Below are 11,811 nucleotides of genomic sequence, written 5' to 3'. Positions count from 1 at the left end.
TCCGCTGCTATAGTGCAGTCGGCTTCTGACGTTCAGTGCAGCCGTCTTCTGAAAACGACAAAGGCCGCGCCGCTTCGTCAGAATAGAGTCATCTTTCGCATTGTTTGACACATGCCCGCGAAGGTTATAGATTTCAGCCTGACAGAAACGGGGTTTGAGGCGCAACGGAACAGAAAGTGCACATAAGCCGCCTTCAACCAAGGAGACATCGTGCAGGGGCACCGCATCGGCTACGTCCGGGTCAGCAGCTTCGACCAGAACCCGGAACGCCAACTGGAACAGACCCAGGTGAGCAAGGTGTTCACCGACAAGGCATCCGGCAAGGACACCCAGCGCCCCCAGCTCGAAGCGCTGCTGAGCTTCGTCCGCGAGGGCGACACGGTGGTGGTGCACAGCATGGATCGCCTGGCCCGCAACCTCGACGACCTGCGCCGCTTGGTGCAGAAGCTGACCCAGCGCGGCGTACGCATCGAGTTCTTGAAGGAGGGGCTGGTATTCACCGGCGAGGACTCGCCGATGGCCAACCTGATGCTGTCGGTAATGGGGGCCTTCGCTGAGTTCGAGCGCGCTCTGATCCGTGAGCGGCAGCGCGAGGGTATCGCCCTGGCCAAGCAGCGCGGCGCGTACCGGGGCCGCAAGAAGGCCCTGTCCGACGAGCAGACTGTTACCCTGCGGCAGCGGGCGGCGGCAGGTGAGTCCAAGGCGCAGCTCGCCCGCGAGTTCAACATCAGCCGCGAAACTCTCTACCAGTACCTCCGCACGGACGACTGACACATGCCGCGTCGCTTGATCCTCTCGGCCACGGAGCGGGACACCCTGCTCGCGCTGCCGGAAAGCCAGGATGACCTGATCCGCTACTACACCTTCAACGATTCCGACCTGTCACTGATCCGCCAGCGGCGCGGCGACGCCAACCGTCTGGGCTTTGCGGTGCAACTCTGCCTGCTGCGCTACCCCGGCTATGCGTTGGGCACTGACAGCGAGCTGCCCGAACCGGTCATCCTGTGGGTGGCCAAGCAAGTCCAGACCGATCCGGCGAGTTGGACGAAGTACGGCGAGCGCGATGTGACCCGTCGCGAGCACGCCCAGGAACTGCGCACCTACCTTCAACTGGCCCCGTTCGGCCTGTCCGACTTCCGCGCCCTGGTGCGCGAGCTGACCGAACTGGCCCAGCAGACCGACAAGGGCTTGCTGCTGGCCGGCCAGGCGCTGGAGAGCCTGCGGCAGAAGCGACGCATCCTGCCGGCGTTGAGCGTGATCGACCGGGCTTGCTCGGAGGCCATTGCACGGGCCAATCGGCGGGTCTACCGCGCCCTGGTCGAACCTCTCACCGACTCGCATCGGGCCAAGCTGGACAAGTTGCTTAAGCTCAAGGCCGGCAGCAGCATCACCTGGTTGACCTGGCTGCGGCAGGCACCGCTGAAACCCAACTCCCGCCACATGCTTGAGCACATCGAACGGCTGAAGACATTTCAGCTGGTGGACTTGCCCGAAGGCCTTGGCCGGCACATCCACCAGAACCGCCTGCTCAAGCTGGCCCGCGAGGGTGGGCAGATGACGCCCAAAGACCTTGGCAAGTTCGAGCCGCAGCGACGTTATGCGACCCTGGCCGCCGTGGTACTGGAGAGCACTGCAACCGTGATTGATGAGCTGGTGGATCTGCACGACCGCATCCTGGTCAAGCTGTTCAGCGGCGCGAAACACAAGCATCAGCAGCAGTTCCAGAAGCAGGGCAAGGCGATCAATGACAAAGTGCGCCTGTACTCCAAGATCGGCCAGGCGCTGCTGGAAGCAAAGGAAAGCGGCAGCGATCCCTACGCCGCCATCGAGGCGGTGATTCCCTGGGACGAGTTCACCGAGAGCGTCAGTGAGGCCGAGCTGCTGGCCCGGCCGGAGGGCTTCGACCACCTGCACCTGGTCGGCGAGAACTTCGCCACCCTGCGCCGCTACACGCCGGCCCTGCTGGAGGTACTGGAGCTGCGCGCCGCCCCGGCCGCGCAAGGCGTGCTGGCAGCCGTGCAGACCCTGCGCGAGATGAACGCCGACAACCTGCGCAAGGTGCCGGCCGATGCCCCCACTGCCTTCATCAAGCCGCGCTGGAAGCCGCTGGTGATCACCCCGGAAGGCCTCGACCGGCGCTTCTACGAAATCTGCGCGCTGTCCGAGCTGAAGAACGCCCTGCGCTCCGGCGACATCTGGGTCAAGGGCTCGCGGCAGTTCCGCGACTTCGACGACTACCTGTTGCCGGCCGAGAAGTTCGCCGCGCTCAAGCGGGAACAGGCCCTGCCGAAGGCGATCAACCCGAACAGCGACCAGTACCTGGAAGAGCGCTTGCAGCTGCTGGACGAGCAGTTGGCCACTGTCGCCCGCCTGGCCAAGGACAACGAGCTGCCCGATGCCATCCTCACCGAGTCCGGCCTGAAAATCACCCCGCTAGATGCGGCGGTGCCGGATCGGGCGCAGGCGCTGATCGACCAGACCAGTCAGTTACTGCCGCGCATCAAGATCACCGAACTGCTGATGGACGTGGACGATTGGACGGGCTTCAGCCGCCACTTCACCCACTTGAAGGACGGGGCCGAGGCCAAAGACCGGACGTTGCTGCTGTCCGCGATCCTCGGTGATGCAATCAACCTCGGACTGACCAAGATGGCCGAGTCGAGCCCCGGCCTGACCTACGCCAAGCTGTCCTGGCTACAAGCCTGGCATATCCGCGATGAAACCTATTCGGCGGCCTTGGCCGAGCTGGTCAATCACCAGTACCGCCATGCCTTCGCTGCCCATTGGGGCGACGGCACCACCTCATCCTCCGATGGCCAGCGCTTCCGCGCTGGCGGCCGGGGTGAGAGCACCGGGCACGTCAACCCGAAGTACGGCAGCGAGCCAGGACGGCTGTTCTACACCCACATCTCCGACCAATACGCGCCGTTCAGCACACGCGTGGTGAATGTCGGCGTCCGAGATTCCACCTATGTGCTCGACGGCCTGCTGTATCACGAGTCCGACCTGCGGATCGAGGAGCACTACACCGACACGGCCGGTTTCACCGATCACGTCTTCGCCCTGATGCACCTGCTGGGCTTCCGCTTCGCGCCACGCATCCGCGACCTCGGCGAAACCAAACTGTACGTGCCGCAGGGCGTGCAGGCCTACCCGACGCTGCGCCCGCTGATCGGTGGCACCCTGAACATCAAGCACGTGCGCGCTCATTGGGACGACATCCTGCGCCTGGCCAGCTCGATCAAGCAGGGCACCGTTACCGCCTCGCTGATGCTGCGCAAGCTCGGCAGCTATCCGCGTCAGAACGGCCTGGCTGTCGCCCTGCGCGAACTGGGCCGGATCGAACGCACGCTGTTCATCCTGGACTGGCTGCAAAGTGTTGAACTGCGCCGCCGCGTGCATGCCGGCCTGAACAAAGGTGAGGCGCGCAACTCGCTGGCCAGGGCGGTGTTCTTCAACCGCCTTGGGGAAATCAGGGATCGGAGCTTCGAGCAGCAGCGCTACCGGGCCAGCGGCCTCAACCTGGTGACGGCGGCTATCGTGCTGTGGAACACGGTGTACCTGGAGCGCGCCATCCAGGGGTTGGTCGAGGCCGGCAAGCCGGTGGACGGCGAGCTGCTGCAATTCCTGTCGCCGCTGGGCTGGGAGCACATCAACCTAACCGGCGATTACGTCTGGCGGCAGAGCCGCAGACTGGAAGACGGGAAGTTTCGGCCCCTACGGATGCCCGGAAAACCTTAGCGTACGATTTTTTCCGAATTCTGCGGGCTCCCCACTATAGGCGCCGCGCCGATGAAATACCGGCCACATCCAGAATCTGCGGGATAAGCTGTATCCCGCATGAGGCGCGGGATGCAGAATGCAAGAAGTCGTGCAGAACGCTCATGTCGGAGTGCGATCATGACGGGCGAAAAGCCCGTTCGGCGCTCCTTATGGGCATTCGAAAGAACTTTTCGCCCATATGGTTATATGGATTTTCTTGATATTTCCTCTAGGAACCTCGCCGGCTCGTTGGCGAAGAAGCCGATCTTTTTTGCCGGGTTTCCCGCATCGCCCGCCGCAATCCCCTTGCCACCCCGTAGCCAAGCAGGCAGCCGAGCAGGGTAGCGCCGACCTGCAAGACCAACCCCAGGGCATTGGCCAGGCTCGGCGAGCGTGCGAGTACGCCGGCTTCGGGCCAGAACGCCAGCCATACCGCGACGAAGGCGAGCACCAGGTCGTACCAGGCGCCGCTGACCCCGCCCGGGCGGTAGCCGCGAACGAAAACGATGAAGGCGCTGAAGGCCAGGGCCAGCAGCAGGGTGCCGAAGGCCTGGCTGAGGGTATCGGGGCCGGACATGGTGGGTACTCCTCAGGGCGCCAGGCGCAGGCACTGGCGCTTGTGCAGGCCGAGACGGACTTCGTCGAGCAGCGCTTCGGCGCAGGCGAACACCCTGGCGGCCTCCACTTCCGCGACGTCGCCGGCGCGACTGAAATCGTCGATGCGCAGGCCGGCGGGCAGGCTCGGGACCTCCACCAGCGTCCAGTCCAGGCCGCTGACCGTGAGGCTGCGCTCGAGCCCGGCACCCAATTGCTCCTCGCCGGCATCGCGCGGCGCCACCAGCCATTGCCAATGGCCAAGCAGGAACAGGCGCGGTACCTCGGCGCGCAGGGCGCCATCGATCAGCGCGGCGCAGATCGGCGGCAAGGCTTCGGCGGCGTAGTCGGACAACGGCGCGAACAGCAGGTCGAGACCGGCCGCCGCCTGGCTGACCTCGATCGACGACGCCAGGCTGGCTGGCTTGCAGCGCAGCCCGGGGCGCGCCTGCAGGCTGTTGAGGTCGGCTTGCAAGGCGCTGACTTCGATCTGCCGCTGCAGGGCGGCGGCGATCAGCGCCTGGCTCAGGCTGTCGTGGGGATGGAATATCCCCAGCTTCAGGGTTGCGGTTTCCAGATTGCGCATGGGAACTCCGGGGTCGGTGCGGTGGAAAGGAGATGTCCCTACCTGCATATCGAAAGCCATACTCCGGACAAGGTTCCGGCGAATGGAATTCGCCGGCCGCGCCGGGGTCTTCCGAAAGGTCGGCCAAGTTCCTGGGGCGAGCCAGCGAGCGGCCGGAAGACGTTCTTCGTACTACCTTGCTGGGTGTGCCTTGCAGCCCGGGTCGAGCAGCCGACGAGTGAACACGTCCATGAAAACCACAAGAAAACCGAAAGTCCCCTTGAACCAGGCCACGCGCAACCGCCTGCTCGACGAAGCGGTCGACGACTACGCGATCCACACCCTGGACAGCGCTGGCCGTATCGCCAGCTGGAGCGCCGGCGCGGCGCGCCTGTTCGGCCACGACGCGAGCGAGATCCTCGGCCGCGACTACGCCTGCTTTCATACCCGCAAGGACCGCGACGCCGGCGTTCCGCAACAGGCGCTGCGCCAGGCGGATGCCGAGGGCCGCTTCGAGACCGAGGGCTGGCGGGTGCGCAGCAACGGCAAGCGCTTCTGGGCGCAGGTGGTGATCGACGCCATCCGCGACAGCCAGGGCCAGTTGCTCGGCTTCGCCCAGCTGATCCACGACCTCAGCGAAGGGCGCGCAGCCAAGGAGGCGCTGCGGCGCAGCCAGGAGCAGTTCCGCCTGCTGGTGCAGAGCGTTACCGACTACGCCATCTACATGCTCGACCACCGCGGGCGGATCACCAACTGGAACCTCGGCGCCCAGCGGATCAAGGGCTACCTGCCGGAAGAGGTGATCGGCCGGCACTTCTCCTGCTTCTACACCCCCGAAGACCGCGAGGCCGGCGAGCCGGCCCGCGGCCTGGCCGCCGCCGAACGCGAAGGGCGTTTCGAGAAGGAAGGCTGGCGGGTGCGCAAGGACGGCAGTCGCTTCTGGGCCAACGTGGTGATCGATCCGATCCGCGACAGCGATGGCCGGCTGATCGGCTTCGCCAAGGTAACCCGTGACATCACCCACCGGATCGAAGCCGAACGCGAACTGGAACGGGCCCGCCAGGAGCTGTTCCAGGCCCAGAAGATGGAGTCCCTGGGGCACCTCACCGGCGGCGTGGCCCACGACTTCAACAACCTGCTGACGGTGATCATCGGCAGCCTCGGGCTGCTGAAGAAACGCCTGCCCGGCGACCAGCGCACCGCCGACCTCTTGCAGAACGCCCTGGAGGCCGCCCAGCGCGGCGCCAACCTGACCCAGCGGATGCTTTCCTTCGCCCGCAAGCAACGTCTCGATCCGCAGCCCTGCGCGATCCCCGACCTGTTGCGCGGGATGACCGACCTGCTGATCCATTCCCTGGGACCGAGCGTATCGATCGAGACGCGCTTTCCCCTGGATCTCGACCTCGGCCTGACCGACGCCAACCAGCTCGAACTGTCCATCATCAACCTTGCCACCAACGCCCGCGACGCCATGCCCAACGGCGGGCGCATCGTCTTTTCCGCGAGCAACCAGCGGGTGCCGGCGGACAATCCCCATCGCCTCGCACCGGGCAACTATATCTGCCTGAGCATCAGCGACACCGGCAGCGGCATGGACGAGGAAACCCTGCGCCGTGCGGTGGAACCCTTCTACACCACCAAGGGAATTGGGCGTGGCACCGGGCTGGGCCTGTCGATCGTCGACGGCCTCGCCGAGCAGCTCGGCGGCCGGCTCACCCTGGAGAGCCAGCCGGGCGTCGGCACCACCGCGAACATCTGGATACCCGCCGTCCCGCGAACCCCGGAAAGCGCCCGTACGGGCAATGGCGCGACGCCGCAGCCGCCCAGCGAAAGCGAGCGGGTGCGCTTGTCCTGTCGGGTACTGGTGGTGGACGACGACCCGCTGGTGTTGAACAACACCGCGGCGATGCTGGAGGACCTCGGTTGCTCGGTACTCAAGGCCGACTCCGGCAGCCTGGCCCTGGAGATTCTCACGGCGACGCCGGAGCTGGACATCCTCCTGACCGACCAGGCGATGCCACGGATGAACGGCAGCCAGTTGGTGGAGCGGGTCATGGCCCAGGGCAGGCCGCTGAAGATGGCCCTGGCCACCGGCTTCGCGGAAAAGATCGAAGGCGCGGCGGCACAGTTGCCCAAGCTGGCCAAGCCGTTCGGCCAGGAAGAGTTGTACCTGTTCCTGACCGGCACGCTGAAGGCCGGCTGAGCCTCAGCGCAGGTACTCGCCGCTGCCGGCCAGGCTTTGCCCCCAGAACTCGATGAAGATGAAGGCGGTGGTCAGCAGGGTCAGGAAGCCGACGCCGAGGATGCAGAAGGCGTAGAACAATGTCTGCCGCTCCTGCATGCGCATGAACAGCGGCAGGCCGGTGAACAGCAGGCGTACCGAGTAGGCGCAGGCAGCCGCCGCGGCCAGCAGCAGGAGGATCCGCCAGGGCACCAGGGCGACGATCCCGGCGAGCATCAAGGGCACGGCGATCGCCGTGGTGAAGGTCAGGCTGCCCGGTACGCTGGGGCGCGACGGCGTGCGGAACAGCACCCAGCGTACGAAGAAGCCCATGATCACCACGCCGGCGACGAAGCCCAGGTAACACATCGTCGCCAGCAGCAGGGCGCTGCCGCTGGAGAGGTGTTGCACGCTGTCGTTGCCCGGCAGCGACCAGCCGACCTGGGTAGTGCCGATGAACAGGCAGGCCGCCGGCAGTAGCGGCAATAGCAACAGCGGAACGAGGAAGGCGAAAGGGTGATGGTCGTAGTCCTGGCGCAGACGAGGCCAGGCATTGGAGGGACTGATCAGTAGCCGAGCCATTTCGCGGGTCATGACGGGCACCTCTTTTCTGTGGCGTTCAGGAGTCTGGACCGGCCCGGCGCGAGGGGGTTCAGGTGGCGTGCCNGCCCATCCAGGGCCTTGAACCGGAAGACGCGGGGAGCGCCGAAAGACAAACGTCCCTGTCTTCCGGAGGAGCCCATGACCACCTACGAAATCCAGCACATGCGCGGCTGGCGGCGTTTCGCCCGCACCGTGCGCGCCGCCAGCCGGGCCGAGGCGGAACGCCTGTGCCTGCCCTGGGAGTGGGTGGATGGCGAGGTCCTCGCGGTGATTCCGGCCGAGGCCGAGGTGGCCGAGCGCTGGCAGCGCCTGAACGAGGATCTGGTGGGGAGCCTGGAAGGCCTGGAGCGCCTCAGGCGGGACGAGTGACCCGCAGGCCGACCACGGCGATCCGCTCGGCTTCGCGGTAGGCGGGGCTGTCCAACTCTTCGGCGAACACGTCCGGGTCCAGTTCCTGGTAGTCCCAGCCCCACTCCCGAGACGCCAGGCGTTCGCGGATGCGGGCGAGGAACGGATCGCCGCCTTCGACCATCGCCACCCCGGTATACAACAGCAGGCTGCCGCCGGCTTCCAGGCGCTCGAGGGCGGCATCGACGATTGCCAGCGAGAGCCCGGCGCCGAGCATCCCGCCACCATGCCGGTAGGCGCGCTCCGAGGCATCCAGGAGATAGGGCGGGTTGGCCACGATCAGGTCGAAGCGACCGGGCGCCTGGCTCAGCAGGTCGCTACGCGCCAGGGTCAGGTTACCGACCCCCGCCAGCGCCGCGTTGACCCGCGCCAGGTCGAGCGCCGCCGGATTGATATCCAGCCCGTGTACTTCGGCGTCCGGGCAGGCCATGGCGATGCGGATCGCGCCGGGGCCGGCGCCGCAGCCGATATCCGCCGCACGGCGGATGCGTGCCGGATCGGACGATGCCAGGTGGCTGCGGATCAGCCGGTCGAAGCGGTAGGTGTCGGGGCCGAAGAACACCGCGTCGGCGGCCAGGGTAGGGAAGGCCGAATGGACGAACAGTTGCTCGCCGAGGCTGGAGACGCGCACCTGGCTGCGCCAGCCGTCCGCCTCGCGGCGGATCAGGTCGGCGCCGGCAAGAAGGGTCAGCCAGTCGGCCGGCAGGCTTTCCCCGGCGAATGCCCGGCTCCAGCCGAAGATGCCGGCCAGGTCCCGGGCCATGCGGTTTTCCGGGCGGGCGTTGACGCGCTCATGGGTAGCCGGGGTGACGGTGACGAAACGGTAGTCCTGGCCTCGCAACCAGTTGCCGAGGCTGACCAGGACGTCCAGGCGCGGATCATTCAGGCTGGGCATGGGCGGCCCTCCAGCGCTGGCTGAACATCCGCGTGGCAAGGAGACCGGCGGGTCCGTGGTGGCGGTGCGGGGCCATCAGTTCGAGAAGGCGTGCCACGCCCTGCTCGGGGGATAGCCGCAGCAGCTCGCGCCGCAGCGCGACCTGCTCGGCATCCACGTCTCCGCCCGCCGTCGCCGGCTCCGCCAGCGGCGCAAGCGGGTCCCTGTCCGCCGGAGCGGGTGCTTGCCAGTCGCCAGCGATCCAGTCGTACAGCAACTGCTGCTCGTAGGGAGTGAAGACTCCGAACATTGCCGCCCGGTCGCCCTCGATCAGGTTCCAGAAGCGGCTGCCGCGCGGATCGGCATGGCGCCGGATCCAGCCCTCTTCCTCCAGGCAGGCGAGAAACGCCGGGAACCGCCCGGGCACCGCCAGCCACTGGTTCACCGTGCGCCCGCCGATCCGGCAACGATCCGAATGCATACCGGCGGCGTAGGGGCGCTTGCGCTCGAACATGGCCAGCAATTCTTCCTCGAGATCGAAGCCGTCGATTACCTGCGTAGTGCTCAGGCCGACCTCGTTCAGGCGGTAGCCGTTCCTCACCCGTTCGAGGAAGGCCGCGCGCCCGCCAAGCTGCGGCAGGTTGTCGTAGAGCGCGCGCAGGGCCTTGCGCGCATGCCCGCTGGCGGCGTTGTCGATGGTCACGTGCAACTGGAAATAGTAGGAGTCGAAGCCCAGCTCGCGCAGCTCCTGAGTGGTGATCAACAGGTGCAGCGGCGGTTGCTCGTAGCCGAGGTTGTAGCCGATCACTTCGGGCAGGTAGTCCGCGGCGAGGTGGCCGAGGGCGAGTTGCTGGGTGCCCTGCAGGTAGTGGAGATCGCTGAGGCCTTCGACTTCCTCGCTGCCGATGCTGGCCAGCAGGCGCCGGTAGAGCAGGACGTGGTTGCGTGCCGGGACGCCGTCGCCGAGTTCTTCGAGGAAGGTCTCCAGCAGCGGCCGCAGGCGTTCCTCGCCATGATGCGGCAACAGCCCATAGAGCCAGGCGCCGTCGACCAGCTTGGTCGGGGCCACGCTGCGAATGAAGTGCATCGCCTGGGAGGGAACCTGGAAGTAGCGTGGCCCTTCGCCGCGCCGACGTGCCCGGAGGTATTCGGCATGCGCCTCGGCGGTGCGCCGGGCACCGGCATCGAGCCAGGCCGGCCAATCGGCGGGGTCCTCCGGCAGGTCGTCGTCATGGGTGGCGGCCAGGCTCAATTGCTGGTCGAGGAACTCGCCGGCGGCTTCGAGGTGCTCGCGGGGCTCGTCGAGCAGGGCGTGGTACAGGTCGCGGACCCTGGGCGAAGGGCTTGCACTGGAGGCAGGGAGGGGCGAAGACAGGCTCATGTCGCGTTCCTTGTCGTGGGTTTGCGGGGGCGGCCGGGGCGACCACACATATGGGTGCGAGTGACACCAGGGGAAAAAGGTTTCACTGGCAGGATCGGCGGCGCGCCGGGGAACCTCACGGCGGAAAAAACGAACCTCGACGGCACTCCGGCGTCTTCCCGAGACAATCCCCGGGAGCTGCGCCGATGACCCACGACCTGGCCGCCAGCGGCCTTCGCTTCGGCATCGAGGAAGAATTCTTCCTGCTCGATGCCTCCGACCTGGACATCGTCCGCTCCGCCCCCGCCGGATTCGTCGCGGCCTGCCGTGACACGCTCGGCGAGCATTTCGCCGAGGAGATGTTCGAATGCCAGGTCGAGGTGGCCAGCCCGGTGTTCTCCACCCTGGCCGAGGCCGCGCGCTTCCACGGTCAGGCCCGGCAACGCCTGGCGCATCTGGCCATGGACTTCGGCCTGCGTTCGCTCTGCGTCGGCACCCATCCCTTCGCCGACTGGCGTCGGGCGCGAAGCAACCCGGCGGCGCACTTCGCCCGCCTGTTCGAGGACCAGGGGCGGGTGGCCCGGCGCAGCCTGGTCTGCGGCCTGCACGTGCATGTGGAGATACCGCCGAGCCACGACCGCATGGCTGTGCTCCAGCGCGTGTTGCCGTGGCTGCCGCTGCTGCTGGCGTTGAGCGCATCCTCGCCGTTCCGCGGCGGCCGGCGCAGCGGTCTGGCGAGTTATCGACGGGCACTCTGCGGCGAGTGGCCGAGGATGAACATTCCTCCTGCCTTGCCCGACGAGGACGCCTATCGCCGCCACCTGGCGCTGCTGCGCGAGACCGGCTGCATCCGCGAGGATGGCCAGGTCTGGTGGATGATCCGGCCGTCATCCCATGTGCCGACCCTGGAGCTGCGTATCTGCGACGCCTGCCCGCGCCTGGCCGACGCGCTGAGCCTGGCCGGGCTGTTCAGAGCGCTGGTGGGCGAAGCGCTGGACGCGGACCCGCGTGCGTTGCCGGTCGCGCGCGACGCCTGCCTGGAGGAAAACTACTGGCAGGCGCTGCGTTACGGTTGCGCCGGCCGCTATCTCGTCGAAGGCCGCTGCGTAGGTGCCGGGGACTGGCTGGAAATGGCCTGGCGACAGTGCCGGCCGCAGGCCCGCCAGGGCAACGAATGGGCCTACGAGCATGCCCGTGGATTGCTCGGAGAGACCTCCGCCAGTCGCCAGTTGCAGCGCTACCAGACACTGCGCGCAGCGGGCCAGGAACGGCATGTGGCGCTGCGCCGGCTGGTGGAAGAACTGCTGGAGGAGAATCTCCAGCCGGCCTTGGCCAGTCCGGCCGGCAAGCGCGCCAACGAAGGCGGCCGGTCATTCCGTCCGGCCGCTGGAGCACCGATGCCAATCCGTGGTCAGGAGTAGGGA

Annotated in this window: 11 protein-coding genes; 5 read left to right on the top strand and 6 right to left on the bottom strand. The window is 67.0% G+C overall.

The genetic code is table 11. The features are described from left to right. On the bottom strand, positions 1 to 222 hold a 222-nt coding region (locus ACTJJX_RS32370; RefSeq protein ID WP_440782048.1), incomplete at its 3' end, for a hypothetical protein. On the opposite strand from ACTJJX_RS32370, the gene ACTJJX_RS32365 reads away from it, so the two are divergent. Next, positions 211 to 771: a recombinase family protein gene (locus ACTJJX_RS32365; RefSeq protein WP_023082279.1), complete on the top strand. Its 561-nt coding sequence runs from the start codon at positions 211 to 213 to the stop codon at positions 769 to 771. The genes ACTJJX_RS32370 and ACTJJX_RS32365 overlap by 12 nt on opposite strands. A gap of 3 nt (positions 772 to 774) precedes the next feature. Next, positions 775 to 3,741: a Tn3-like element TnAs1 family transposase gene (locus tag ACTJJX_RS32360; protein WP_023082280.1), complete on the top strand. Its 2,967-nt coding sequence runs from the start codon at positions 775 to 777 to the stop codon at positions 3,739 to 3,741. A 250-nt stretch (positions 3,742 to 3,991) separates the two neighbouring features. Here the strand turns inward: ACTJJX_RS32360 and ACTJJX_RS32355 are convergent, their stop codons facing one another. Together ACTJJX_RS32355 and ACTJJX_RS32350 are read right to left on the bottom strand one after the other, a co-directional pair. Next, positions 3,992 to 4,339, bottom strand: coding sequence for a hypothetical protein (locus ACTJJX_RS32355; protein WP_003088982.1), 348 nt, complete (start codon positions 4,337 to 4,339; stop codon positions 3,992 to 3,994). Positions 4,340 to 4,351: 12 nt separating this feature from the next. Continuing rightward, on the bottom strand, positions 4,352 to 4,942 hold the full coding sequence (locus ACTJJX_RS32350) for a hypothetical protein (protein WP_003088985.1): 591 nt from the start codon (positions 4,940 to 4,942) through the stop codon (positions 4,352 to 4,354). Positions 4,943 to 5,171: 229 nt separating this feature from the next. On the opposite strand from ACTJJX_RS32350, the gene ACTJJX_RS32345 reads away from it, so the two are divergent. After that, on the top strand, positions 5,172 to 7,124 hold the full coding sequence (locus ACTJJX_RS32345) for a hybrid sensor histidine kinase/response regulator (protein ID WP_003088988.1): 1,953 nt from the start codon (positions 5,172 to 5,174) through the stop codon (positions 7,122 to 7,124). Between the two features lie 3 nt (positions 7,125 to 7,127). Here the strand turns inward: ACTJJX_RS32345 and ACTJJX_RS32340 are convergent, their stop codons facing one another. Continuing rightward, positions 7,128 to 7,736 (bottom strand): Yip1 family protein, encoded by a 609-nt coding sequence (locus ACTJJX_RS32340; protein WP_003123473.1) that lies wholly within the window; start codon positions 7,734 to 7,736, stop codon positions 7,128 to 7,130. Between the two features lie 147 nt (positions 7,737 to 7,883). On the opposite strand from ACTJJX_RS32340, the gene ACTJJX_RS32335 reads away from it, so the two are divergent. Continuing rightward, entirely contained in the window at positions 7,884 to 8,114 is a 231-nt protein-coding gene (locus ACTJJX_RS32335) for a hypothetical protein (RefSeq protein WP_016851660.1), read from the top strand. Here the strand turns inward: ACTJJX_RS32335 and ACTJJX_RS32330 are convergent. Both ACTJJX_RS32330 and ACTJJX_RS32325 read right to left on the bottom strand, forming a co-directional pair. Then, on the bottom strand, positions 8,098 to 9,048 hold the full coding sequence (locus ACTJJX_RS32330; protein WP_016851659.1) for a methyltransferase: 951 nt from the start codon (positions 9,046 to 9,048) through the stop codon (positions 8,098 to 8,100). The genes ACTJJX_RS32335 and ACTJJX_RS32330 overlap by 17 nt on opposite strands. Continuing rightward, positions 9,032 to 10,408, bottom strand: a complete 1,377-nt coding sequence (locus ACTJJX_RS32325; RefSeq protein WP_016851698.1) for an iron-containing redox enzyme family protein — start codon at positions 10,406 to 10,408, stop codon at positions 9,032 to 9,034. Before ACTJJX_RS32325 ends, ACTJJX_RS32330 begins: the two co-directional genes overlap by 17 nt. A gap of 185 nt (positions 10,409 to 10,593) precedes the next feature. Here ACTJJX_RS32325 and ACTJJX_RS32320 point away from each other — a divergent pair, with 185 nt between their 5' ends. Continuing rightward, positions 10,594 to 11,808 (top strand): carboxylate-amine ligase, encoded by a 1,215-nt coding sequence (locus ACTJJX_RS32320; protein ID WP_016851658.1) that lies wholly within the window; start codon positions 10,594 to 10,596, stop codon positions 11,806 to 11,808. Positions 11,809 to 11,811: the final 3 nt, after the last annotated feature.

Source organism: Pseudomonas sp. 22490 (genome assembly GCF_052044465.1).
Lineage (GTDB): Bacteria > Pseudomonadota > Gammaproteobacteria > Pseudomonadales > Pseudomonadaceae > Pseudomonas > Pseudomonas aeruginosa.
The sequence above is the reverse complement of the archived record's forward strand: the minus strand, read 5'-3'. Positions and strand labels throughout refer to the sequence as shown.

What these genes read in the sequence shown, in the direction of transcription:
- ACTJJX_RS32360 (WP_023082280.1), top strand. Translation starts at nt 775, where the DNA reads ATGCCGCGTCGCTTGATCCTCTCGGCCACGGAGCGGGACACCCTGCTC.
- ACTJJX_RS32355 (WP_003088982.1), bottom strand. Translation starts at nt 4,339, where the DNA reads ATGTCCGGCCCCGATACCCTCAGCCAGGCCTTCGGCACCCTGCTGCTG.
- ACTJJX_RS32350 (WP_003088985.1), bottom strand. Translation starts at nt 4,942, where the DNA reads ATGCGCAATCTGGAAACCGCAACCCTGAAGCTGGGGATATTCCATCCC.
- ACTJJX_RS32345 (WP_003088988.1), top strand. Translation starts at nt 5,172, where the DNA reads ATGAAAACCACAAGAAAACCGAAAGTCCCCTTGAACCAGGCCACGCGC.
- ACTJJX_RS32340 (WP_003123473.1), bottom strand. Translation starts at nt 7,736, where the DNA reads ATGACCCGCGAAATGGCTCGGCTACTGATCAGTCCCTCCAATGCCTGG.
- ACTJJX_RS32335 (WP_016851660.1), top strand. Translation starts at nt 7,884, where the DNA reads ATGACCACCTACGAAATCCAGCACATGCGCGGCTGGCGGCGTTTCGCC.
- ACTJJX_RS32330 (WP_016851659.1), bottom strand. Translation starts at nt 9,048, where the DNA reads ATGCCCAGCCTGAATGATCCGCGCCTGGACGTCCTGGTCAGCCTCGGC.
- ACTJJX_RS32325 (WP_016851698.1), bottom strand. Translation starts at nt 10,408, where the DNA reads ATGAGCCTGTCTTCGCCCCTCCCTGCCTCCAGTGCAAGCCCTTCGCCC.
- ACTJJX_RS32320 (WP_016851658.1), top strand. Translation starts at nt 10,594, where the DNA reads ATGACCCACGACCTGGCCGCCAGCGGCCTTCGCTTCGGCATCGAGGAA.